The sequence below is a fragment of the Iodobacter arcticus genome (genome assembly GCF_042664895.1).
GTDB classification, from domain to species: domain Bacteria; phylum Pseudomonadota; class Gammaproteobacteria; order Burkholderiales; family Chitinibacteraceae; genus Iodobacter; species Iodobacter arcticus.
This window is the reverse complement of sequence record NZ_JBHTBQ010000047.1, coordinates 46220-71263: the sequence shown is the minus strand read 5'-3', so window position 1 is coordinate 71263 and position 25044 is coordinate 46220. Positions and strand designations below refer to the sequence as shown.

20 protein-coding genes are annotated in these 25044 nt (G+C 49.0%); 12 read left to right on the top strand and 8 right to left on the bottom strand.

Annotated elements, in window-relative coordinates:
- Positions 1–271: 271 nt before the first annotated feature.
- The 4 genes from grxC to ACFQNF_RS20795 all read left to right on the top strand — a co-directional run bounded on the left by grxC (position 272) and on the right by ACFQNF_RS20795 (position 2522).
- Positions 272–529: a glutaredoxin 3 gene (gene grxC, locus ACFQNF_RS20810; protein ID WP_046350868.1), complete on the top strand. Its 258-nt coding sequence runs from the start codon at positions 272–274 to the stop codon at positions 527–529.
- A 103-nt stretch (positions 530–632) separates the two neighbouring features.
- Complete coding sequence (gene secB, locus ACFQNF_RS20805) at positions 633–1103, top strand: protein-export chaperone SecB (RefSeq protein WP_046350867.1); 471 nt, start codon at positions 633–635, stop codon at positions 1101–1103.
- Complete coding sequence (locus ACFQNF_RS20800; RefSeq protein WP_380190334.1) at positions 1084–1530, top strand: SH3 domain-containing protein; 447 nt, start codon at positions 1084–1086, stop codon at positions 1528–1530. Before secB ends, ACFQNF_RS20800 begins: the two co-directional genes overlap by 20 nt.
- Positions 1527–2522, top strand: a complete 996-nt coding sequence (locus ACFQNF_RS20795; RefSeq protein WP_380190332.1) for an NAD(P)H-dependent glycerol-3-phosphate dehydrogenase — start codon at positions 1527–1529, stop codon at positions 2520–2522. Before ACFQNF_RS20800 ends, ACFQNF_RS20795 begins: the two co-directional genes overlap by 4 nt.
- Before the next feature lie 86 nt (positions 2523–2608).
- On the opposite strand, the gene ACFQNF_RS20790 is transcribed toward ACFQNF_RS20795, so the two are convergent.
- Together ACFQNF_RS20790 and ACFQNF_RS20785 are read right to left on the bottom strand one after the other, a co-directional pair.
- Positions 2609–3979, bottom strand: coding sequence for a DUF1501 domain-containing protein (locus tag ACFQNF_RS20790; RefSeq protein WP_380190330.1), 1371 nt, complete (start codon positions 3977–3979; stop codon positions 2609–2611).
- An 8-nt stretch (positions 3980–3987) separates the two neighbouring features.
- Positions 3988–5787: a DUF1800 domain-containing protein gene (locus ACFQNF_RS20785; protein ID WP_380190328.1), complete on the bottom strand. Its 1800-nt coding sequence runs from the start codon at positions 5785–5787 to the stop codon at positions 3988–3990.
- A 398-nt stretch (positions 5788–6185) separates the two neighbouring features.
- On the opposite strand from ACFQNF_RS20785, the gene ACFQNF_RS20780 reads away from it, so the two are divergent.
- The 5 genes from ACFQNF_RS20780 (at position 6186) to aroA (ending at position 10510) form a co-directional block, all read left to right on the top strand.
- On the top strand, positions 6186–7106 hold the full coding sequence (locus tag ACFQNF_RS20780) for a branched-chain amino acid transaminase (RefSeq protein WP_046350862.1): 921 nt from the start codon (positions 6186–6188) through the stop codon (positions 7104–7106).
- A 77-nt stretch (positions 7107–7183) separates the two neighbouring features.
- A complete protein-coding gene (locus tag ACFQNF_RS20775) occupies positions 7184–7384 on the top strand; it encodes a zinc-finger domain-containing protein (RefSeq protein WP_380190325.1) in 201 nt (66 codons plus the stop codon).
- Positions 7385–7516: 132 nt separating this feature from the next.
- Complete coding sequence (waaF, locus tag ACFQNF_RS20770; protein ID WP_380190323.1) at positions 7517–8524, top strand: lipopolysaccharide heptosyltransferase II; 1008 nt, start codon at positions 7517–7519, stop codon at positions 8522–8524.
- A gap of 52 nt (positions 8525–8576) precedes the next feature.
- A complete protein-coding gene (locus ACFQNF_RS20765; RefSeq protein WP_380190320.1) occupies positions 8577–9026 on the top strand; it encodes a hypothetical protein in 450 nt (149 codons plus the stop codon).
- 194 nt (positions 9027–9220) lie between these two features.
- Entirely contained in the window at positions 9221–10510 is a 1290-nt protein-coding gene (aroA, locus tag ACFQNF_RS20760) for a 3-phosphoshikimate 1-carboxyvinyltransferase (RefSeq protein WP_380190318.1), read from the top strand.
- Positions 10511–10583: 73 nt separating this feature from the next.
- On the opposite strand, the gene ACFQNF_RS20755 is transcribed toward aroA, so the two are convergent.
- Positions 10584–11306: a substrate-binding periplasmic protein gene (locus ACFQNF_RS20755; protein ID WP_380190316.1), complete on the bottom strand. Its 723-nt coding sequence runs from the start codon at positions 11304–11306 to the stop codon at positions 10584–10586.
- A gap of 194 nt (positions 11307–11500) precedes the next feature.
- Positions 11501–11893, bottom strand: coding sequence for a hypothetical protein (locus ACFQNF_RS20750; protein WP_380190314.1), 393 nt, complete (start codon positions 11891–11893; stop codon positions 11501–11503).
- A gap of 506 nt (positions 11894–12399) precedes the next feature.
- Here ACFQNF_RS20750 and ACFQNF_RS20745 point away from each other — a divergent pair.
- A complete protein-coding gene (locus ACFQNF_RS20745; protein WP_380190312.1) occupies positions 12400–14115 on the top strand; it encodes a glycoside hydrolase family 19 protein in 1716 nt (571 codons plus the stop codon).
- A gap of 139 nt (positions 14116–14254) precedes the next feature.
- Here ACFQNF_RS20745 and ACFQNF_RS20740 read toward each other — a convergent pair whose 3' ends face one another.
- Positions 14255–15880 carry a methyl-accepting chemotaxis protein gene (locus ACFQNF_RS20740; RefSeq protein WP_380190310.1) on the bottom strand — a complete coding sequence of 542 codons (1626 nt, stop codon included), beginning with the start codon at positions 15878–15880 and terminating at the stop codon, positions 14255–14257.
- A 1071-nt stretch (positions 15881–16951) separates the two neighbouring features.
- On the opposite strand from ACFQNF_RS20740, the gene ACFQNF_RS20735 reads away from it, so the two are divergent.
- Positions 16952–19408: an adenosylcobalamin-dependent ribonucleoside-diphosphate reductase gene (locus tag ACFQNF_RS20735; RefSeq protein WP_380190308.1), complete on the top strand. Its 2457-nt coding sequence runs from the start codon at positions 16952–16954 to the stop codon at positions 19406–19408.
- A 673-nt stretch (positions 19409–20081) separates the two neighbouring features.
- Here the strand turns inward: ACFQNF_RS20735 and ACFQNF_RS20730 are convergent.
- From ACFQNF_RS20730 to ACFQNF_RS20720, 3 genes are all read right to left on the bottom strand, one after another.
- Positions 20082–20678 carry a hypothetical protein gene (locus tag ACFQNF_RS20730; protein WP_380190306.1) on the bottom strand — a complete coding sequence of 199 codons (597 nt, stop codon included), beginning with the start codon at positions 20676–20678 and terminating at the stop codon, positions 20082–20084.
- Positions 20679–20812: 134 nt separating this feature from the next.
- Positions 20813–23050 (bottom strand): PhoX family protein, encoded by a 2238-nt coding sequence (locus tag ACFQNF_RS20725; protein ID WP_380190304.1) that lies wholly within the window; start codon positions 23048–23050, stop codon positions 20813–20815.
- 472 nt (positions 23051–23522) lie between these two features.
- The gene (locus ACFQNF_RS20720; RefSeq protein ID WP_380190302.1) at positions 23523–24302 is read right to left on the bottom strand and encodes a hypothetical protein; all 780 of its coding nucleotides are present in this window, start codon (positions 24300–24302) and stop codon (positions 23523–23525) included.
- 285 nt (positions 24303–24587) lie between these two features.
- On the opposite strand from ACFQNF_RS20720, the gene ACFQNF_RS20715 reads away from it, so the two are divergent.
- The gene (locus ACFQNF_RS20715) at positions 24588–24932 is read left to right on the top strand and encodes a YnfA family protein (RefSeq protein ID WP_380190300.1); all 345 of its coding nucleotides are present in this window, start codon (positions 24588–24590) and stop codon (positions 24930–24932) included.
- The last annotated feature ends 112 nt before the right edge of the window (positions 24933–25044 follow it).

Below are 25044 nucleotides of genomic sequence, written 5' to 3'. Positions count from 1 at the left end.
TCCGAATCAAGCACTCACACTCATCGACTGTATTTTTTTAAAGATCATTCGCTGCGGCTAGAACACCGTGTTGCTGTGTGTGCTGCAGCGAGAGGCCGAACTATACCGACTCAACCCAATCGGGTCAACCTCTATGGAGTAACAAAACCTAGGTTAATCGCTAAGTCATTGATTTACATAAAATTGACTAGAGCCTAAAAATTCGACTTGTAGAATCACAAATTGCCCTCATCTGTTATTTAATCTAAAAGCCGGTTTATAAGGACCCAAAATGGCCAATGTTTTAATGTATAGCACCGGGGTCTGCCCTTACTGCGTGATGGCTGAACGTTTATTAAACAAAAAAGGCGTCACCGAGATTGAGAAAGTGCGCATCGATCTAAACCCAGAGCGCCGCGATGAGATGATGACGCGCACGAACCGCCGCACCGTGCCGCAGATTTATATTGGCGAGCGCCATATTGGTGGTTTTGATGATTTAGCTGCGCTAGATCATGCTGGCGAGCTGGATGCTTTACTGGCTGCGTAATACAATCAAACCGAGACAGACGGTAGTAATCTACATACAAATCGTGCGATGATTTCGCCTCAAGTTTTACTCCACCAATATAAATAGAAGATAAGGATTTGCCATGAGCGAACAGAACCAAGAGCTTCAGCCCGTTTTTGCTATTCAAAAACTGTATGTAAAAGACATTTCGCTTGAATCCCCAAACTCACCGCAGGCCTTTCTAGAACAAGCCGAACCCGAATTTAATATTCAGTTCCGCAATCAGGCTCGCAGCTTTGACAATGGTTTTTATGAAGTATCTTTAACCGTAACGGCGCAAGCTACTGTAGAAGATCGTACGATTTTCTTGGTTGAAGTAACCCAAAACGGCTTATTCAATATTGAAAACGTACCTGAAGGCGAAATGGATCCGCTACTGGGCATTGGTTGCCCAAGCATCCTGTTCCCTTATCTACGCGAAGCGGTTTCTGATTTGACCACGCGCGCGGGCTTCCCACCGCTGATGTTGCAACCGATCAACTTTGAAGCAATCTACTTGCAACAGCGTCAGCAAGCAGAAGAGCAGGCAGCAAATGCACAAACCACTCATTAAACTGAGTGTGATCGCTGCGTTGGCCTTATCTGCCAACGCGGCTTTTGCTCTTGAATACCGATCCATTGCCCGCCATGGTGTCGTTTTATCTGAAGCACCTAGTGATGAAGCTAAAAAGTTATTCTTAGCCAGTAAAGGCACTCCACTGGAGCTGCTTACTGAACAGGGCGGCTGGGCCAGAGTGCGCGATCGCACCGGCAGCTTAGCTTGGTTAAAAAAAAGCGACCTATCCAGCAAGCACACAGTACAAGTATTACGTAATGCGCCCGTATATAAAGCGGCAGATGCAAAATCAGCGCTTCTTTATCGCGCAGGTAAAGATTTGTTACTGGACATGCAGGAAAACACGCGTACCGGCTGGCTAAAAGTGAAGCACCGTGATGGCGTAAGCGGATTTATTCGCATTGAAGAAGTGTGGGGCGTATGAAATTAGCCGTATTGGGTGCAGGCTCTTGGGGCACTGCACTCGCCATCCGTTTTGCCGACCGGCATCAGGTTACCCTTTGGTCACGAGATATTAATCAAGCGCAAGAAATGCAAGATTTGCGCGCTAACCCTCGTTATCTGAGTGATGCGGTTTTTCCCGCCTCATTGTCTGTTACTGGCGACTTAGCCTGCGCCGTACAGGATGCCGAACTGGTTTTGATTGTTACACCCATGTCAGGCTTACGTGCTTCGCTTAAAGCACTACACAATTTAAATTGCAAAGCCGCCATACTTTGGGCTTGCAAAGGCTTAGAAGCAGGCACGATGCTGTTGCCGCATCAAGTTGCCAAAGAAGAAATGGCCGATGCAGTGCCGCGCGGCATGTTATCCGGCCCCAGCTTTGCCCAAGAAGTGGCTCAAGGCCTACCTGCCGCAGTGACTATTGCCGCGAGCGATGCGCAATTTGCCCGTCACACCGTAAAAGAGCTCAACACCTCGGTATTACGCCTCTATGCCAGCGATGATTTAATTGGCGTAGAAATTGGTGCTGCCGTTAAAAACGTGATTGCGATTGCTGCGGGCGTATGCGATGGCTTAAGCCTTGGCCTGAATGCTCGTGCGGCACTCCTGACCCGAGGCCTTGCCGAAATGGCACGCTTTGCCGCAGCCCTAGGCGGTAAAACAGAAACCATGATGGGCCTTGCCGGAATCGGCGATTTAATGCTGACTGCAACAGGCGATTTATCGCGCAATCGCCGAGTTGGCTTATTACTGGCTCAGGGCCTAAACCTAGACGATATTTTAAAGAATTTAGGCCATGTAGCAGAAGGTGTACCCACAGCACGGGAAGTATTGCGTCAGGCCAATGAGCTGGGTATTGAAATGCCGATTACTGCGGCGGTATGCAAAATGCTGTTCGAGCATATGCCCGTACAGGATATTTTATCTGAGCTCATGGGGCGCAGCCCAAAAATGGAATCAGAACGCAACTGAGCCCGCCTTTCCTAAGCAAATAAGCTAGGGCAGTTTGGCCCGCGGGCCAAACTGCTAAACCACCTTAAACGAAGCGACGACACCGATCACGGCACCGGCTTCATTATTTTCAAAGCATTTTCATCAAACTTTGCCAAAGTAGGCAAAACCAGATAGCGATCCGACTCTGGCACGCCAAACCATTTAGCCAAGGGCCACGCTAACTGCTCAACGGATAGATCAGGAATATAACGCCCCTGCCCCACATCATCAGCACCACCAATCACAGGCAAGGGAACCCGACCATGAATTTGCCCACCCGCTACAGCCCCCCCCATCACAAAATGGTGGCTTGCCCAGCCATGATCCGAGCCATCGCCATTGCTACTTAAAGTGCGGCCAAACTCAGAACCGGTAAATGTAGTGACCTGATCCTGTAAACCCAGCTCAGTTAAAGCGCCATCAAAAGCCATTAACGCATCATTCAATGCTTTTAACAAAATAGGATGCTGAGAAGATAAGCGATCGTGCATATCAAAGCCAGCCAGTTGCACCATAAACACCTGCCGCTGATTTCCCAACTGGCCACGCGTACTAATCAGCTTAGCGACCATTTTAAGTGAGTCCGCCAGTGAATTATTTGCAGGAAAAGACGTATTCAGCACCGGAGCCGCTTTAAGTGCGGCATCCAGTTGGGCTGAGGTGTTTAAACCACGCTGTGTTACTTTGACGTATTCATCCTCTAGGTAATTATTTTTATTACTACTCATCAGCGCTTTTAATTCACTGATATAGCTCGGACTGAACAAATTGGTCGACCCCCACAGCAAGAGCGGATTACCACCGACGCCTACAGCAAAGCTACGCGCTTGCTGACCGCTCAGATAAAGACCATTCCCTCCAATCGAAATGCAACTCAGTGCGGCATTGCCATTACCACTCAGAAACAAATCTCCCACTCGCCCACCCCAGCCCGAGTCAGCCCCCTCCGCCATTGATGACATCCAATAACTTTGTTGATCATTATGCGAAAACAATTTAGGCGGCAAGACGGCAGTATGGTTTTGATACTGAGCTTTCGTTGTAGGCTGAGCCAAAGGCCCCATATTGGCAACGATCCCTAAGCGCCCCGCTGCAAATAAAGTAGCCAAGCCACTTAATTGCGGTGCCAGCGCCATTTGGCGGCCATCACTCAATAAACTTGCCAGAGGAAGAAGCCTGTCGCGAGGGGTAGCAATCGTTTGGCGGATGTTTGCGTAGGCTTGATAACTTTGCAAATCATAGGGAACCACGGTGTTTTGGTGATCATTGCCGCCAGCCAAAAACACACACACCAAAGCCTTATAATCACTGGGCGAGGTAGCCGCTGCGGCTTCACTCATCAAAGACAAATTAAAAGCTATCGGTGCAGCAACGCCTGTGGCGGCCAGCATACCGGCGCGACGTAAAAATTCGCGACGAGAAAGTGTATTATCCATCGGGATTCCTATTTCAAGACCAGATATTCTGGGTTACTCAGCACCATTAACAACATCGCAATCACGCGGTTTTGTTTCAGGACATTCACTCTGGCAGGATTAGGATCGCTAATGGACAACTTACTAATACTATTAATAATGGCCGTTTTAACGCCTGCACTTAGCTGCCCGCATGCAAATAAAATATTAAACCGCTCAAGCAGAACATCTGGTCGATCAGCAAGGGCTTTTTCATCGTCCAAAAAGAGCGACAGACCTGTCTCTTTAATATCACTTTGACTTACACCATTGGCATCGTTATACGTTCGCAAGGTACTGCCTCGCGAATCGATCAGCAGATTGTACAAATAGTTAATCAGCACAATGGTTGATATTTCCGACACGATCTGCATTTCTGGCGCAACCAGCCCTTGCTTTGCCAACTCAGACCCTGGCGGTGCATAGCCCGGCCTAAAAAAATTAAATACACTCGATGCCCCCAAAGGCACTTGCCCTATACGCCAGGCCGGATCATTCGTATTACCCAGCCGCCATGCGCCATCCGGGCTTTTATAATCCAGTGTGCGAATCATTTGTGCCAAACGGATCATCGGTTCTCTGTGCTTACCCGCCGTTTGCCCAATCAGATCGGGTGCCTGTCTTGCCTCTGGGTCAAGTAAAATGGCCCTCAGTACCGCTTTTAAATCCCCGCGAACTTGCTGACCATTATTATTAAAGACCATCGCAACACGAGCGATATACGCCGGAGAAGGATTGCTGCAAACAAAACGCTGTATAAGCTGCTTGCCAATAAATGGCCCTACATTGGGATGATTAAACAAGGTATCCAGAGCAATTCCCAGCGAGGCCGGTCCTGCTGATCCGGCGGGGATGGACGTACCCAGGAAGTTTTTTTCCAAAGTAGAATGATACGCCGCTTGAAAAGCCATCGGCTGCCGCGTTGCTTCAAGATCGGAACCAGCAGAATTAAACTGCAGCGGGGCTGACCAGCCTGTAAATACTCTCGCCAAATTGCTCACTGTATCGAGGGTATACGTCTCAATCGGCTTGCCATCTGCGCCTTTTTTCAGCGAGCCATCCAGATTTAACTCATACAAACCAATCGTGAACAGTTGCATCACTTCACGAGCAAAATTTTCATCCGGCCGGCGGCCTCTGCTGTCTTCTTTTAAATTGCCAAGCATGCCAAGCATGCGACCCATGGCAATACTCAGCGTGACATCCTCTAGCAACGTTCTAAAATTACCAAAAGCACTTTTTTGCAATAAATCCATAAAGTGGCCCATTACCAAGACCTTGATCGGCCCCCCTACATCGACCCCAGCATAGCTCACTACAAAGATCTCTGATAAAGCCAGCGTCATTCTTTGCCGCAACACATCCTGACCAACAATATCCTTACCAGCAGCACTCTTACCCACAAAAATACTTTGCCACATCACATTAGGCACGACCTGCCAGTTCTGGTAAGCCGGTAAATCACGCTCGCGCAATTCTTTGGCGTACTCCCAGCGAGTCACAGGAGGGATCGCATCAAACTGCTGGCTAAGCCAAGCTTCATAGCCACTTATCTTCAGCGCTTCCAGATCTGCAAACCGGCCACCAAAGCCCGCTTGCGCTAAAAAGCGCGCCGCCTCGGCGTCCGTTTGCGGCTTGGTCACTACAGGTGATGGTGATGTGATTGCAGCAGGCGCGCTTGGGTCGCTTTCAGAGCCACCACACGCTGCCAGTGCCAACGAGGCGGCTAGGGCCAGCCCCAGCTCTGTGCTCACCGGTTTTTCCGGTGCTTCCACTAAATCTGTATCCACGACGTCTCTCACTCTATTAAATATAAGACTTTTCTTATGTTACTTCGAGACTAAGAAAATGCGAGTTAAATAATGATGAACGGAAACCCTCTGCTTTAAATATTTCCCACAAATTGCTTACCGACATCACAGTAAAACGAAAGAATTTTTAGCTTAAAACCAGTACAGCGCTATTTTTGACACGCATTCTAATGACAGTACGATGACAAAACGATTACTCGTTACCATTAGTAAAACAAACAAGCCTTCTCGGTTTAGCAGAAAAAAAGCAGCGTCCCAAGCAAACAAGGCCCCGCTTTCTTCGCTCAACATGCAAGCCCGCCAACAGTTCCGCCTTTTTCAGTTACAATCGATGCTCACTTACTTACTCACAAACACTTTGGGCAGGAGTTTGCAATATGTCGATGTCTGACCGCGATGGCCTTATCTGGTATGACGGCAAATTAGTACCGTGGCGCGACGCGACCACACACGTTTTAACCCATACCTTGCATTACGGCATGGGCGTGTTTGAAGGTGTACGCGCTTACGAAACCCCAAAGGGCACTGCTATTTTTCGCCTGCATGATCACACAGAGCGTTTGTTTAACTCGGCCAAGATTTTCCAAATGAACATCCCGTTCAGCTTTGAAGAACTCTTCGAAGCGCAAAAAACGGTGGTGCGTGAAAACAAACTGGCTTCTTGCTACCTGCGCCCGCTGGCCTTTGTTGGCTCAGAGAAGCTAGGCATCGCCGCCACGGGTAACACCATTAATGTGATCGTTGCGGCATGGCCGTGGGGTGCTTATCTGGGCACTGAAGGCCTGGAAAAAGGGATTCGCGTTAAAGTATCAAGCTTTACCCGCCACCATGTGAACGTATCCATGGTGCGTGCCAAAGCCAGCGGTTATTACGTCAACTCTATTCTGGCGCACCAAGAAGCGGCCGCCGATGGCTATGATGAAGCGATGCTGCTCGATACCGAAGGCTATGTATCTGAAGGCGCTGGCGAGAATCTGTTTATCGTCAAGAAAGGCAAGCTCTACACCCCTGATGTCTCAAGCTGTTTAGATGGCATTACCCGCAATACCGTGATTACGCTGGCGAAAGAAGAAGGCATCGAAGTCATCGAAAAACGCATCACCCGCGATGAAGTCTATACCGCAGACGAAGCGTTCTTTACCGGCACCGCCGCCGAAGTCACGCCGATTCGTGAACTGGATAATCGTCCAATTGGCATCGGTAGCCGTGGCCCGATTACCGAACGCTTACAAAAACGCTATTTTGACTGTGTGAAGGGTTTAGACCCTCTCCACGAAGATTGGCTGACACTGATTTAATATTGAAGCAGGGAGTGGAGCCCATCCACTCCCTTGATCTATGGTGATTGAATCACCAAGTATGAAAGAGAAACCCCATGGAACTCAAAGAAAACACCCAACGCGAAATCGAAGTACTGGCCAGCGATTTACCACTGCACTGCCCGATGCCTGACATGCTGAGCTGGAATTCACACCCACGCGTATTTTTACCTGTTGCCCAAAATGGCGAAGCGCTTTGCCCTTACTGTGGTACGCACTACCGCCTAAAAGCCGGTGAAGTTGTTAAAGGGCATTAATTATTAAGGCAGGTTTACCTGCCGTTTTACCCAATGTGGTGACACGCTTTGGCGGGTTTCGCCCACCCTACGCACGGATGAATTGGCCAAGCTTGCGCCTTATTTCACCGCCAATTCGCCCCTCCTGAGCTTATGAAAAAAATTCTGATTATTGCCCCGGCATGGGTTGGCGACGCCATTATGGCCCAGCCCCTTTACCGACGCCTGCATCAACGCCATCCCGGCCTGATCCTCGACGTGCTTGCCCCCGCTTGGACACGCCCCTTACACGCCCGTATGCCCGAAGTGAGCGAATCATTCGATACGCCTTTTGGTCATGGCGAGCTCAAACTTGGCACGCGCTGGACTTTAGCGCGGAAAATGAAAAAGCGTGGCTACGATCAAGTCATCGTGCTGCCTAATTCGCTTAAATCTGCGCTGCTACCGCTCTTTAGCGGCATCAAGACCCGCACGGGCTGGATAGGGGAATCGCGCTACGGTTTTCTGAATGACACCCGCGTACTCGACCCACTAGCCTTGCCGCAAATGGTTGAGCGCTTTGCGGCTCTTGCCGAAGACGCCGATCAACCCCTTGCCCGCCCCGTTCCCTTCCCGCATTTAGTGGTGAACGATCAAGACCGTGCCGCCAGCGCTGCCAAATTAGGCTTTGATACCAGCAAACCCATGATTGCACTCTGCCCCGGCGCAGAATATGGACCGGCCAAGCGCTGGCCCGGCAGCCATATGGCCGCCCTTGCCCAAACGCTGCTAAACCGTGGTTTTCAGGTCTGTATTTTTGGCTCGAACAAAGACCGTGAAATCGCTGATGAGATTCTGGCTGGCGCAGCGGATGTCATTGATTACTGTGGTAAAACGTCACTGGCTGAAGCCATTGATATGATGTCGCTTGCCCGCGCCGTAGTCAGCAATGATTCTGGCCTAATGCATGTGGCTGCGGCACTGGAACGCCCGTTGGTCGCGATTTATGGCTCCAGCTCGCCCGAATTTACCCCGCCTTTATCGGCCAATGCCAAAATTGTGACTTTAGACTTAGAATGCAGCCCCTGTTTTGAACGTGTTTGCCCGCTCAAGCATATGAACTGCCTCAATCAGCTCGGACCTGATAAGGTGCTGACAACCTTGGATCAATTATTGGCTTGATTTTTCCGGGGCTTTACCAATAAATGAAGGCCTTGCTTGAAGAAGGATTATCATGAAAAAGTATTTTACCAAAGCAGGTCTGTTATTCGCCATGCTGATCTCATCAACCGCTTATGCGGCCGATGTAGGGGTATCAGTACAATTTGGGCAGCCTGGTTTTTATGGCAGTTTCAATATTGGCGACTTTCAGCAGCCACGGCTCATTTATCAAGAGCCAAGAATCATACAACAGGTCTCTGTTGTTCAACCCCCGATGTATTTGGTCGTTCCACCGGGCCACGCTAAAAACTGGTCAAAACACTGTCGCCGATACAATGCCTGTAGCCGGCCTGTCTATTTTGTGCAAGAAAGCTGGTACAACTCGGAAATCGTCCCGCGCTATCGAGAGGATCGAAGCTACGATCGCGACGATGGTCGCTACGGCGATCACAAGAAGCATCACGGGCATGACCGAGGTCATGGAAAAGGAAAAGGAAAAGGTCATGGACATGACCGCGACTAGAGCGCTTTAAGCTTAAAACCATTCCTAAATCGATAGACTACTACCGCTTAGGGATGGTTTTAATGACAAATCTTCATGGCGACTGCCTTTTTTGTGACACGATTTTTACTCAGCGGTGATTCATCACTCCCCGCTAGAACGACCCACAATACACCCTTCCCAACCTGCTAAAAACCCTTAACACGGAACGACTTATGGAACACATCACCCTCGCCCCTATCGCCCGTGTCAACGGCACTGTTGCTCTGCCTGGCTCCAAAAGCATTTCAAACCGCACCCTTTTGCTTGCCGCATTGGCTGAAGGCACAACAACGGTGAAAGGGCTGCTGGCCGCAGACGATATCCACTATATGCTCGAAGCACTGAAAGCATTAGGGATTAAATGGGAGCAAATCGGGGATAGCCGTGATTTTATTGTGCATGGCGCAGCAGGTGTGTTTCCAGTTAAAACAACAGAATTATTCCTAGGCAATGCAGGCACCGCATTTCGCCCGCTGACCGCCGCACTGGCGCTCAGCCAAGGCCATTACACCCTCAGCGGTGTGGCCCGTATGCACGAGCGCCCGATTGGCGATTTGGTGAATGCCCTGCGTGAAGCGGGCGCAGATATTACATGCACCGGTGTGGAAGGCTACCCGCCGCTGGCGATTAAGCCCGCAACATTCAACGGGCAAGTCATCAAAGTAAAAGGCAATGTATCCAGCCAGTTTTTAACTGCACTCTTAATGGCTCTGCCACTCACCGGCCAAGCGATCACCATTGAAGTGATCGGTGAACTCATCTCCAAGCCTTATATCGACATCACACTCAAACTAATGGCTAAATTTGGCGTAGAAGTTACACAAAATGGCTGGAGCCGCTTTAGCATTGCCGCGGGCCAAACTTACCAAAGCCCAGGGATGATCGAAGTAGAAGGCGATGCTTCATCCGCATCTTACTTTTTAGCAGCGGGTGCAATGGGTGGCGGCAAAGTGCGCGTCACCGGCATGGGCAGCGACAGTATTCAAGGCGATAAGCGCTTTGCCGAAGCACTGGCCTTGATGGGGGCCGAGATTACTTGGGGCAGCAATTTTATTGAAGCCTCACCACCGGCCAGTGGTCAATTAATAGGCATTGATGCGGATATGAACCATATCCCCGATGCCGCGATGACCCTCGCCGTGGCTGCGCTCTTTGCCAAAGGCCCAACCACACTCAGAAATATCGCCAGCTGGCGCGTTAAAGAAACCGACCGCCTCAGCGCCATGGCCACCGAGCTGCGCAAAGTGGGTGCAAGCGTGATTGAAGGGGAAGATTTTATTACCGTAACGCCACCTAAATCACTCATTGCCAATGCCGCCATCGATACTTACGACGATCACCGTATGGCGATGTGCTTCTCGCTGGTGGCCGTCAAAGGGGTAGCAGTGCAAATTAACGACCCACAATGCACGGCAAAAACATTCCCCACTTACTTTGAAGAGCTGGCCAAGATTTCTGCTTAAGCAAATCAAACATCAATCCGCTTTGCCAGAGCCAAGCGGATTGATCGCTACTTATCTTATAACCGATCAGATTTTAGCGATATTGCCCCATAATCCGCTGCAACACTTGGTGAGACTGCAAAGCCGCAATCGCCTGATTAAGCGCTTTCACTGTTATTTTCCCTGAGCGGGACACCGCACACTGCCCCTTAAAGCTTCGAAGCACCATATACGGATGCAAAGGTGTTGTAAGCCGCCCCTGCCTCTGCTGGTATTCAAGCTCAAACTGATTAATCACCAGATGCTGCACCCGTCCCGCAGCCAGCTTAAGCAAATTATTACGCATACTAGGCGCATCATCGCGTACAAATGTTGCCCCCAAAGCCTGATCCAGCTCCGAATACACATAGCCCAAAACCGTACCAATCCGCACATTAGCAAAAGCATTCAGACTGGCTGGCTTGCCCGCCTGCTTATCACTGATCAGTAATTCCGCATTAGGGATAAAAGACGTGCTCCAGTCAAAAGCACCGGGCAACCAGACAGGCAAATAATTACATAGGATATCCGCATCGCCCCTTTCCAGAGCGTGTACCAGGCGCTTGCGCGGCAGCAGAATAAAACGGGCTTGTAGCCCCATCTGCCCAGCCAAAGCGTGGCCCAGATCAAAATAAAGACCCGCAGTTAACTGATGATTTTCCAGCTTTGCCCAAGGCATGCTATCGCCATTTAAAACTAATACTCTTAATTCAGTCGCCGATACAAACGTTGGGAACAACATAGTAAGGAGTGAATAGCGGAGGGTCATAGCAAGCATCTACCAAGCCTTGGCGTAAGTATTCAATAAAAAAACAAGAGGAAATTAGATTAAATAACATCACTCTACTTATATATTACTGAAAACTATCGAAAGCATCCACTCGCGCTTGCCTGACAAGCGAAGCGTACCGAGGCAAAAATAATGGCAGCCCAGAAGCTGCCATTATTTTTTGATCAAAATCCCCCGCCGGTTTAGCGTTTCTTCTGCACGGCCTTTGTACCTTTGGACCTAGCCAAGGGCGCTGTTTTATTTGGCGCTTTTTTCTTGCTGGCAACCGGGGCCTGCTTTACTTTTACTGACACTGCATTTTTACCGGTGCGCTTAGCCGCTTGCTTTTTAGTCACCCCAGACACTGCCGACTTCTGAACCGATCGTTTCTTGCCTGCCACACGCGCTTTAGACCGTGCCTGCTGCGCACGATAAACCACGGGCTTATTACTCGTCGCTACTGGTTTATTCGCGACTGAAGTGCGTTGAATAACAGGTGCCGCAGATGGCACATCAAAGGGCAAAGGATCATCTTCTGCCTGAACACTAAAAGACAAAAAAACTGCACTAAGTAGCAAAGGGAAAAAACCACGCATGAACATCTCGTCAGCCAAAGTGAATCAACAGCGGCCAGTATACCGGATTCAAACCAAGAGCTAGTGCTGCTCAGAAGTAAAAAAGGACCACAATTACGCTAAAAACAATACCACTTTACCCGCAGCAGGCGAAGGTATTCACCTTATCAGGGCAAAAACAAAATGCTTGCTCCGCACTTTTTTACACAGCCAAATCCAAGCTTAACCTTTTTTATCTATGTCTTTTAAAACAATATATTAGCGATTATTGGCATAAAATTGTGCTCGCAATCGCTATGCCATCAAAATAAAACAAAGGCAAAGTTAATCATCAAATACATGCGCGTAGTCATTGACATGACAACTACAGCTGCTACTATCCGCAAACCTTACAACTACAAATGAAGATACCACTTCATAGCAAAACAGATAGGCGAAAAGCCTGCAAACCTCTCTAAACCTGATCTGTACTGATGCTTATCCCAAGCATCAGGCCACAGACTTTATTTTGGATGGAGCAAGAGACAATGAAAGCAAAGATCCGAATCACGGCCCTATTGGCCGCGATGCTGATGAGCGCCTCCCTGATGGCAGCCGACTGGAGCGCCAGCAGCACTTACACAGCTGGCGTCACCGCAAGCTATAAAGGCCAGACTTGGAAAGCCAAGTGGTGGACACAAGGTAATGTGCCCGGCGCAGAACAATGGGGGCCTTGGCAATTAGTCAATGGCACGGCACCTGTACCTACCGCCGTGCCAAGCCCTGTTCCGACACCCGCTCCTACTCCCGCCCCAACAAAAGTACCCACACCGGCCCCTACTCCCGTTCCAACAAAAGTACCAGCGCCTGTGCCAACAGCCGTTCCAACACCGGCTCCTACCCCTCTGCCTACACCCGCGCCAACGCCAGTGCCTACTGCCGTTCCAACTCCGGCTCCGGGCACAAACACCTGCAAAGCAGCATGGGTATCCAGCAGCAGCTACACAGGGGGCAGCGTTGTAAGCTATGCCAACCACAACTACACCGCAAAATGGTGGGTCAACGCAGCTGAAGAACCTAGCAAGAGCGCTACATGGGCCGATAGCGGCGTATGTAGCGGTGGCAGCACAGGCAGTGGCGCAACACCACCCCCTACGCCTAGCGATGGTGTGCCTACCCTTAGCCAAGCCTTAACCCGTGAAGCCGACCTCACTAATAACGACTTTTTCCGCAAGGTAAAAGCATCGGTGCGCACCGCCAGCAACACCATTGTGGATGCGGTTGCTCCCGGAAAAAGCGATAACCCGCTGAACGTAAAACGGGTTGAAGCACTCGTTTCCGAGCAAAAGTTTCAGTACTATTTCTCGGCACGTCATCCTAGCTACACCTATCAGCGCTTCTTGCAAGCCATCGCCAAATTCCCCGGCATTTGTGATGACTACAGCGATGGCCGCAACGCAGACCAGATCTGCCGCCGCTCACTCGCTACCATGTTTGCTCACTTTGCCCAAGAAACCGGTGGCCACAGCGTCACACAGTACGGCATAGATGAATGGCGTCAGGCGCTGGTGCATGTGCGTGAAATGGGTTGCAACGAAACCGGTACAGGCTGCGGCTACAACACCGAATGTACCGACCCGGTGTTTAACGGCGTATGGACCTGCGGTAAGAACGCGGATGGCAGCTTTAAAAAGTACTTTGGCCGTGGCGCTAAGCAGCTTTCATACAACTACAACTATGGCCCGTTCTCGCAAGTGATGTTTAGTGGCGACCAAACCAAGCTACTTAACGAGCCTGATCTGATTGCTGAAAGCTGGTTGAATATGGCTTCTGCCACCTTCTTCTTTGTGTATCCGCAACCACCAAAGCCATCGATGCTGCATGTGATCGACGGAACATGGGTGCCTAATGCACAAGATAAGGCGCGTGGCTTGGGTAATGACTTCCCAACTACGATTCAAATTATCAATGCCGAGTGCCAGGACGCAACTCTTAAACCAGCAGCTAAAAATCGCATCGACTACTACACCGAGTTTGCGCGTGATTTAGGCTGGGATATCAAGCAAGAATCGATGAAGTGCACCGGCATGCAGCGCTTCGAAAAAGGCAGCTCCGCCGCCTACCCTATTTTCTGGGAAAAAACCTGGAATGCAGGGCAGGATAATCAGTGCCAGTTGGTCGATTATCAAACCCCATACAACGCGCTGATCGAAGGCAATTACGTGAAGTGCGTAGAAAAAAACTGGAATGTAAAGCTGAAATAAACACCACCGTTTTACTCCATACATTCATTCAAGCTTAAATTTTAAAGCCCCTGCGTCTTATCAGCAGGGGCTTTTTTTGTGAGGCTCATTAAGGATCAGGCTTAACGGACAGAGCTTGATCAAGCAACAATCAGCAAGCCTAAAGCTTAAATTTTGCAGCCGCGAGGGTAAGCTCACGCGCAAGCTCGTCAAGGCTGCGTACCTGTTCATGGGCAGCTTGCACAGAAGCATCGGATTCTTCCACCATCTGCGCGATCCGCTCCACATTGCCTGCAATACTATTACTCACCTGGCTTTGCTCCTGAGTTGCATTTGCCACATCACGGGTTTTCTCTAAAGTGGCACGTGTCACTGTATTGATCTCACGTAAGGCTAAAGCCGCTTTTTCTACCAGATCAACACCCAGTGCGACCTGAGTTTGCACGCCATCCATTGAGCCTGCAGCAATATCTGTATCCTCCTGCACAGCACGAATCGTACGGGTAATATCTTGTGTTGCACCGCTTGTACGCTCTGCTAATTTACGCACTTCATCGGCCACCACAGCAAACCCCCGGCCCTGCTCGCCAGCCCGTGCAGCCTCAATAGCGGCATTCAAAGCAAGTAAGTTGGTTTGATCGGCAATTTCTTTAATCACCGCACTCATACTATCAATTTCGCGAGAGCGCTCAACCAAACCACGAATCAAACCCGCTGCAGAGCTAATGTCACCTGAAATACGGCGGATCTCATCCGCGGCATGCTGCGCCATTTTTTCCCCCTCAGTAGCCAGCTCCGCAGCCTGCTGCGAATTAACTTCTGTTTCTCTGGCACTAGATGAAATATGGCTAATACTCACCGTCATTTCTTCAATTGCCGCAGCAGTGGAAGACGTAGCCTCCGAAGTCATCTGACTGCCTCGGCTGATTTGCTCCGTTTCTTTATTCAACTGCTGGGATGCATTAGACAAAGTGGACGACGCCTGATTAAAACGCTGCACCATATCATGTAAACCCTGCTGCATAGAGCGCATAGAGCCCATTAAGCTATCGCTACCTGCCTGTGTTTCAATCTGCCGGGATAAATCACCATTTGCAATGCCCTGCGCAATATCCGCTGCATCTTGAGGCTCCCCACCCAGTTGCCCTAAAATACTGCGCATCGTACCCAATGCCAGCATCCCCATCACAGCAAGAATCACCAAGCCTGCCACCAGCATTTTTATTGCACTATTCCAAAACAAACGGTCAATATCATCTAGATAAAACCCAGTACCAGGAATCCAGCCCCAAGGCTCAAATTGAATCACGCCGTTTAGTTTTGGATATACCGTTTTATCCTCGCTTCCTGGCCGTGCAACATAAGTTAAAGCAAACGCTTTTCCGTCTTTACTTTCAGCTAGGCCATCACGAATCACCTGCACTGCAGTTCTGCCATCCGGTGATTTTGCCCCCGGATCAGGCTTGCCCATACGCTTGGGATTAATATGAAATACAAAAGTATCATCTGTCATGCTACGAATAAAGAAATAAGTACTGCCCGCTCTTTGCGCAGCCAATGCCTCTTTAGCGCGGCTTTGCGCCTCTTCACGGCTCAGCTTTCCAGTGACCTCTAACTCCTGAAAGTGCGTTAATTGCGCTTTCGCCAAATCCAGCAGCTGAATAATTTGCGCCCGGCGTTCCTGCATCATGCTTTGACGCAGCTGGAATAAACTGCCAACGCTCACAATGATAATGCCCAAAAATGCGGCAATCACAATGATCCAAATCCGTGTTCTAAGTTTCATTTTTCGCGCATCCATCGGTGAAAATCATACATGCTAAAAAAAACAGCTTAAGATCAAACACAAAAAGACAATCAATATAACAATAGCCAAAATAAGGCAGCGTGCTTATCTTTTTTACGCAATACGAGAAGAGCCTAATTACCTTTATAAAAAATAATTTAGAACATACCCAAGGTCACGCCCTCTATTTAAATGCCGCAAAAAACAACAAAAGAACGACATACGCAAAATATCTTACCAAGCAGTAGTGTAATACTACCGCCTCAACGTCAAGGCCTTTATCCTTCGATATAAAACCACTCACCTGATATTTTTAGTAAAATAAACAAACCAGCATCATTAAAATACACCATATAAAAACACATCATTTATTATATATTTTTAATTATTAATCGTTAAAAAAACAAGCAGGTTATCGAAATTTATATTGTGTTTTTAGCGTGAGCAGCCGCATATCGCAGGGCTTTAAATCAGTAAATTTAACCTGATTATGCCGCTTGCTCAACAACATTATAAATATCGTAGGGCGGGTGAAACCCGCGTATTTATTCGGCATCGCTCGCGGGTTTCACCCGCCCTACAAATTCAAAAACTAAATCCCGCACTCAATAAATTCATCTACGTAGAGTCCATTGAGCAAGAGCCATAATCAGTAAATTTAAACTTAAAAAATTAGTTTTTTTAATAAATTAAATATGCAAAAAACACCTAATTAATTCAATGACCAATGTATTTATAAAAACCAGAAAAATTAATTACTATTTAACCAATAGAGTAGAATAAGCATAATGTCAGCAATACCAAAAAAAAGCACAAGCACTAATCAAGCTCAGCTAAAAGTCGTAATATATGCAGAACAAGCAACAAATAAACGATATTGGTACAAATCACACCGCCATCATGCCATCTGGCAAGAGCACAATTGAAAAGATCTCTATCTTGTTACACTGATCGGATATTGTTTTTGAGCAACATAAAATACAAAAAAATCTGCTATATTGCCCCGCCCCCAAGAACCATGATGCAGTACGCATGACACCGAATACGATCAATTATTTAGGAAATACCGACATGGCTCCGCAAGAAATTTCTCTGGATGTATTACTAGAAAAGTACGCCAAGGGCGAAGAAGCCTCGATTAGCGACGTACAGGCGCGGGTCGCCAGCGCTTTGGCCAGCGTAGAGCAGCCAGATTTTAAAGCGTACTTCGAAGAGAAGTTTTTGTGGGCGCAGCAAAATGGTTTTGTACCGGCAGGCCGGATTAACTCTGCCGCCGGTATGGATTTACGCGCTACGCTGATCAACTGCTTTGTGCAGCCAGTGGGCGATTCGGTTTCGGGCAGCACCGATGGCAAGCCAAGTATTTATACCGCGCTTTCTGATGCAGCAGAAACCATGCGCCGTGGTGGCGGTGTGGGCTACGATTTCTCGACCATTCGCCCTAAAGACTCCTTGGTGCGCGGCACACGCTCGCGCGCTTCTGGCCCGGTTTCATTTATGCAGGTGTTTAATGCATCATGCTCGACTGTTGAATCGGCCGGTGCACGGCGCGGCGCGCAAATGGGCGTGTTGCGTGGCGATCATCCGGATATTCTGGAATTTATCCGCTCAAAAGATCAGGGCGGGCTGACTAATTTTAATATCTCGATCGGCGTGACCGACGAGTTTATGGAAGCCGTCAACCAAGACAAAGACTTCTGCCTCGTGCACAAGGCCGAGCCTTGCGAAGAGAAGATCACAGCGGGCGCTTATCAGCGTGAAGACGGCCTGTGGGTGCACCAAACCATCCGCGCGCGCGCGTTGTGGGAAGAGGTGATGAAATCCACTTACGATCACGCCGAGCCGGGCATCTTATTTTTGTCGCGTATGAATGCAGATAACAATCTGTATTACTGCGAAACCATCGAAGCCACCAACCCCTGCGCCGAGCAGCCTTTGCCCGATTACGGCTGCTGCTGCCTAGGCTCGATCAACCTCACCCGCTTTGTGACGTCGCCGTTTAGCAAAGAGGTGAGTTTTGATTTTGAAGGCTTCCAAGCCGTGGTCAGCATCGCCATTCGCATGTTGGACAATGTATTGGAAGCCACCGCTTGGCCGCTGCCTCAGCAAAAAGCCGAAGCCATGTCTAAGCGCCGCATTGGTCTGGGCTATTTAGGCCTGGGTAGCACGCTGGTGATGATGGGCCTGCGTTACGATTCTGATGCTGGGCGTGCGCTAGCACAAAAAATCTCGGAAGTGATGCGCGATACGGCCTACCTTGCATCGGTAGATTTAGCCAAGGAAAAAGGCGCGTTTACCCTGTTTGATAGCACTCAATATCTAGCGGGCAACTTTGCCAAACGCCTGCCTAAAACAATTCGTGCGGCGATTGCCAAGCATGGCTTGCGTAACTCTCACCTCTTGTCCATCGCCCCAACCGGCACCATTACACTGGCCTTTGCGGACAATGCGTCTAACGGTATCGAGCCTGCGTTCTCTTGGGTGTATAACCGCAAAAAACGCATGCAGGACGGCTCAACGCAAACTTATGAAGTGGCCGATCACGCTTGGCGTTTGTATCGCCATATGGGCCACGATGTATCAGACGACAGCAAATTGCCTGAGCCTTTTGTCACCGCGCTCAATATGTCGGCTAGCGATCATATGAAGATGCTGGAAGTCGTGCAGCCCTTTGTGGATTCGGCGATTTCTAAAACAGTGAATGTGCCTGCCGATTATCCTTACGCAGATTTCCAAAACCTCTATATGGATGCATGGCGTGCAGGGCTAAAAGGCCTAGCGACTTACCGCCCGAATAGCATTTTGGGCAGCGTGTTGTCGGTCGCTGAAGCGCCGGTTGCTGTGGTAGAAGAAGAGCTAATCCCAGATGATGATTTGCTGCGCAAGCAGTTTGATCGCCGCCCGAATGGCGATCTGGAGTCGGTGACTTCTAAAGTGGCTTATATGACGTACGAAGGTAAAAAAGTGGTTTACCTGACCGTCAGCTTTATCCATATCACCGGCATGGTCGGCGGCGAGTTGGTCACGATTGAGCGCCCATTTGAATTCTTTATGCCTGCCAGCCAAAAAAGCGAAGATCAGCAGTGGATCACCGCCAGCATGCGCCTTTTATCCATGGCGGCACGCTCAGGCGGCTCGATCGCTAAATCGCTGGCCGATATGCGCGAAGTAAGCTGGGGCAAGGGCACGGTTCGTTGCGGCATGATTAATAAGGAAGACGGCTCGCAAGCGCCTTTATTCCACGAATCTGAAGTGGCCGCGATTGGCTATGCCTTGCAGCAAATCCTTACCAAACGTGGCTTCTTAGATGCGTCCGGCAATCAAGTGCCTACCAAACTACTCGCCACACGCTTTAAAAATAAGCATATGGCCTATGTGATAGACGATAGCCAGTATGAAGCCCCTTTGGCCCCAGTAAACCCCATCGCCACCGGCAAAAAATGCCCAGAATGCGGCGCTTACGCCTTGCAAAAAATCGACGGCTGCAGCCGCTGTGTGTCCTGCGGCTTTGTTGGAGCTTGTGGTTGATCTAGATAGTCTGTAAGCATAAAAGGCCCGCTATTTGCCAAGTAATTGGTTAAATAGCGGGCCTTTTTTGTGCCCTATTTTTAGATTTAGGGGATGTTGGGGAGGAAAAACCCCAGCCCCATCAATTTAAGCGACCTATTTTCGTAGGGCGGGTGAAACCCGCCGAGCCATGCTGAAAAAGACGCGGGTTTCACCCCATGTGCGCTAACCAAATTGGTTTTCCTTAGCAAACAGCGAAAAAAATAAGAACCTTGCTCTTCGCATAGGGCTTAAAAACCCCCTTGAAGCACGCCGAAGCGAGGAATAAGCGGCTCGGGGTTTCGGAAAAGGGGTAGCGAGGCAGCGAGCGAGCAGCCTTTTTCGCCGAGCCGATTATCCGCAGTGAGGGGCCTTCGTGCTGGTCGGGGCGGCCTTCTTTGGCTTCGTTTCTTGGCCGCGCAAGAAAGGAAGGTCCAGCGGGACGCCCGCACCTAAATCAACGTGCCGAAGGCACTAAAAAGATCTTTTTGACTTTGGTTAGCGCCTATAGGGTGAAACCCGCCGAGCAATGCGCTGAAATACGAAAACGGCGGGTTTCACCCGCCCTACAAAAGATGCAATACATGCCAATACATCGCTTTATACCTATAAAACCACCTTTTCTCTCGATCAAACCTTCGGTCATCACGTAACTCTAAGCACAAGCCAGCTCAAAAACGGGGGCGAGCGTAGATAAGACGGCTTCCATTGCGACGGTGGTTTTATCGCACAGCGCATCCAGCGACTCGGCCTCTTGTGCCAAAAAATCATGACTTAAAACAGGCAACTCATCGCCTAGCGCCTTGCGGGCCTTTTTATGCTTGGCTTCAATGGCTGCGGCTCTTTCTAAGCTGGCGGCTAGCTCTGGATGGCTTGCTTGAATTGCACGGAGCACAAACAGCTGGCCGCCCTTACCTTCGCACTTATCTTGCTTTAGCAACAGCGCCGCGCCGACTAAGCAATGGGCTTTATCCATGCTGGCTGCAAGGCGGCACAAGAAATATTCTTCGTGATAACGATAAATGGCTGCGGCATTGGCCACGCTTGAATCGATATCGCGAATCAACGCCACGGCAAGGCGCATGGTTTGTAAATCGTGCTCTAGCTCATTCATCCTGATCAGCAAGGCATGAGCATAAGCCTCTTGTGGGCTGGCCTTAAAACGCTGGCCTTCATCCAAAGATTTCAGCATCGTTTGGTAAGAGGCCCAATAGGGAGCAAGGCTTTGCAAAGCAGGGTGTTGGTTCAGCATAGCTTCTTCGAAAATACGTAAAGCGGTGATTATCCAGTGCCGCACAATAAAAAAGCCAAATGAATTAGAAAATCTAATCCATTTGGCTTATTTGAGTCGCTGAGTGACTCAGCGTTTAGGATAACTAGCGAAGATTAAGAACCGATACGGCCGCCATCGTTTTTAGTAATCACAATCGTGGCAGAGCGTGGGCGCTTACCAGCACCGTAGCTTGCGTTGGCTGGCCATTGACTGGTGTACAGATCTGGGTTAGCCAGATCAGCCAGTTTAGTGTTTTCACCTGGATGCTGGATATTGATAAAGATCGCCTTGCCATCTGGTGTTTCGCACAGGCCGGTAATTTCGCAATCTTTTGGGCCAACCAAGAAGCGTTTCAGCTTATCAGCCGCAGGTACCGCGCCGACCTGTGTGACCACATCCAGCTTCGTGCCGTCTTTCTTAGGGTGGCTCAGTGTTTTAGCACCGCCATCACCTACTCGGCCTGGAATCGCAGCCAACATCATGCAATTAGTCACATCGGTGTAAGCGCCATCATCGGTCTGAATCCAGCAAATACCGGTGTTCGGGCTAAATGCCAAACCATCTGGGCTAGAGAAATCTTGCTCTTCAGTCAGATTAGATAGATTAATCAGACCCTTGTCTGCGTCGGCTTCTGCACCAAACAAGTAAACATCCCAGATAAATGCGCCCACTGTTGCGCCTTCTTTGGTGCGCAGAATATGGCCGTTTGGATTGCCCGTGCCTTTCTTGCCATCTACGTCGGCATAAGCACGTGGATTAGCATTATCTGGAGCCAGCTGGGATGAGCCTGTTGGGTCCACATTGCGGTTGCTGTTGTTAGTCAGGGTTTGATAGAACTCGCCTGTTACTGGGTTAACACCACCCCACTCAGGGCGATCCATCTTGGTTGCGCCTACTGCATCGCCAGCCAAACGTGTGTTAATACAAATATCAGCCAAATCAGCAAATTTATAGCCAGCAAAGCCAGTGATCTTGGCATTGGACATCGACAACTCAATCCACTCGCCCGTGCCATCAGCGTTAAATTTAGCCACGTATAAAGTACCTTCATCAAGATACTTATCACCCATCGCCATACGATCAGCTGGGTTGGCATCAGCCGCTACCCATACCGCTTTTGACACAAACTTGTACATATATTCATTGCGCGAATCGTCGCCCATATACACAGTCAGCGGCTTGCCCACAACTGGGGTGCCAAATGCTGCGCTTTCATGAGCAAAACGGCCTAATGCGCTGCGCTTTTTCAGTGCTTTAGTTTTGTCGTAGGCATCCATCTCAATGATATAGCCCTGGCCGTTCAATTCATTACGATAGTCATCGCTGCCATTGGTCGATGCGCCTGTTTTGCTGATATTCCAGCGTGCGTATTTATCATCCGTGCCGCCGGTTTCCCAACCGTGACGTGAGGTGCCACCTGCACTACGGCCATAACGCTTGAGCGCAACCACGCTCTTATCGCCACCGCGAGCGGTATCATCGGCCGCAACACGAGTAAAGTAACCAGACCAGTTTTCTTCACCAGACAGGAAAGTGCCCCAAGGCGTTTTACCTGTACCGCAGTTATTAATCGTGCCACGGGTTGTTTTACCGTCTTGCGAGTATTTGGTAATCAACTGCGCATTGCCACGAGCAGGACCTGCGATTTCAACTGGGGTCAGCGGGGTAACACGGCGGTTAAATGCTGAGCTTTGAACGGTTGCCCATTTTTTATCAGTGACTTTTACTTCCACAACCGACAAGCCGTGGATAGCCACTTCTTTATCTACTTCAGCGGCTGGGCGTGGCAAGGTGGTTGTGCCGCCGTTAGCATGAATAAAATGAGATGAGAGTTTTTCATCTGTGGTCGCTTCATGGTTCATCGCCAACAAGCCACGATCTGCAGCTGATACAGATGGCTTACCTGCAGCATCCAGACCAAAGTATTCCATACCATCATGGTGATCACCGGCGCGATTATCAAAATCGCCATCCGTACCATCATTTTTGTATGCAGGTGTTGCGGTGCTCAGTGGATCGCCCAGAGCATAAATAATTTGAAAGCTATAGCCAGTCGGAATAACCACCTTGTCTAGCAAGCTTTTACCCACGGCGGTAAAGCCAAGCGCAGCTAAAACGGGGTTCAATGGTGTAGGCGGTGTTGTAGGTGAAACTGAAGCGGTAACATCATCATCACCACCCAAGCTACAGCCCGTCAGACCCAAGCCCATACCACCCACCATAGCCACGCCCGACAAGCTCATCCCCAAAAAGCCACGACGGCTCATCACCCTTTGCTCAAGGATAGAATCGAAAGTTGGATTACAGGAGTGGTTAGAATTTTCTTCGTTAAAATTATTTGACTTAGACATGGACTTAAATCACCAGTGGGGGAAGTAGGGCCACACTCTAATAGGTAAATATGACAGTTTTTCGTTAAAAAAATTACACAAAAAGAAAGTAATCGAAAGAAAAAAACTATTTTGTTTTAAACAAACTAAATATTTACTTCAGTAACATTGCCAACTAAAGCCCAAACCTTAGACCGCGGCGAAAAAGGGAAACACGTAACTCCACGGAGAAAAAACAATATAAACAAGGTGTTATGCGTAAAAGACCGTACTTTCTGTGGCATCAAGGTTTCAATAGTGGGTTTTATGCTCAACCCTATCAACTTGAGCTTATGTCATTGGATAAACCGGTGTTTATAGGGTGTATAACGACAAAGTCGTTGCTCACGACAAGCTGATGTGCAAGAAAAACAATTTGCACACCCTACGCAAAACCATACTTTGCTTTAACCATAAGTTGACAGGATTGGGGTGGAATGCTCGCGGCGGTGTACTAGCGCTCTTTAGATACTTTCAACCAGCCAATTTCCTGCGCTGTTTTCTCGCCAATTAATGTGCGGCTTAAATCCTCAGGAATTTTTGCCAATACTTCACTCAACGGAATTCTACCGCCCATTATTTCTGCATAGCCTTGAGGATAGCGCGGTGCTTTATCTGGCTCGGCAAAGCCATCCGGGTAAAGAGGCAGATTGCTATTTAAATCGTATTTATCGGTAGCATTCAGCGTATGCAGTAGCTCGTGCCCCACAATCACTAAGTTTTGCTTGGCATATGCTTTAGCTGCAAATAAATTAATCCGCCCGATGCGGCCTTTATTCAGCGCAGTAGAATGGCTGAGCTGCGGATGCGTGGCCGGGTCGTAATACAATAAATACAAGCGGATATCCGGTGGCACGCTGACTTTAGGGCTGTTATTCCATGCAAAATATCTGAATTTCAAACTCCAAAGTATCGTATTTAAAACATGGCCATCGCTCGGCGGCACAGGGGGAATCTCTTTCACTTCTGCCCCCAATTGAAATTCAAAGGGGCGGTGTATATTTAGCTGATATTGCTTAGCCTCTGCGGCAAAATATTGCGTTAAAGGCTCAAAATCATCTTTATTTAAGCTCTGCAAATAAGCGCTTACTTCGGCGCTACCGCTTACATTCACCGGATATACGGCCACATATAAGTTTTTCTTCCATTCCAGCGCACCTTTATCCAGCCACGTGAATTGCGCCACCTTAGCCAGAATCAGCAATAAAACCACGATTCTTATTTTCTTCCACATACAAAACCTGTTTTTTTATTAAAAAAGGAGCAAACCAACATAAGCTTTGCCTTCGTATTTATTGCAGCAGCCATTCTTCAAAACGCACGGGCTGGCGTCTGGCATGCAATGATAAAAACCCTGATTAAGTCTTTTCACGGCAATAGTAAGCTAAATAGGAGGATCGTTTACGATTGATCCAATAAGCAGCGGCAAAGCGCAATATCAAGCATGGCCCGGCTCCACTATAATCATTGCCTTTTACCTATACATCCTGATACACGCAAGATGCAAACAGGCCCCAATATGGATCAAAGCTCCTTTTTTCTAAAAACCCTCGCCCTATTCACCGCCACCGCCATTGCAGAAATCATCGGCTGCTACCTGCCTTATCTATGGTTACGTAAGGGTGGATCGGTGTTTTTATTACTGCCAGCCGCACTCAGCTTAATGATTTTTGTTTGGCTACTGACTTTGCACCCCGCGGCCACTGGCCGCATTTATGCCGCTTATGGCGGTGTTTATGTCTGTATGGCGGTGCTATGGCTTTGGCTGGCAGACGGCATTATGCCGGATCGCTGGGATATCATCGGTAGCCTGATTAGCTTAATTGGCATGGCGGTCATTTTGCTCGCCCCCAGAGCAAATTAAATCAAGCGCCATTCATTTAATGCCGAATACATACCCCCCCTATCCAGCACTTCCCTATTAAGCAAGATATTGAGTAATATCATCATTACAAAAGCACTCACTGCTAATATCA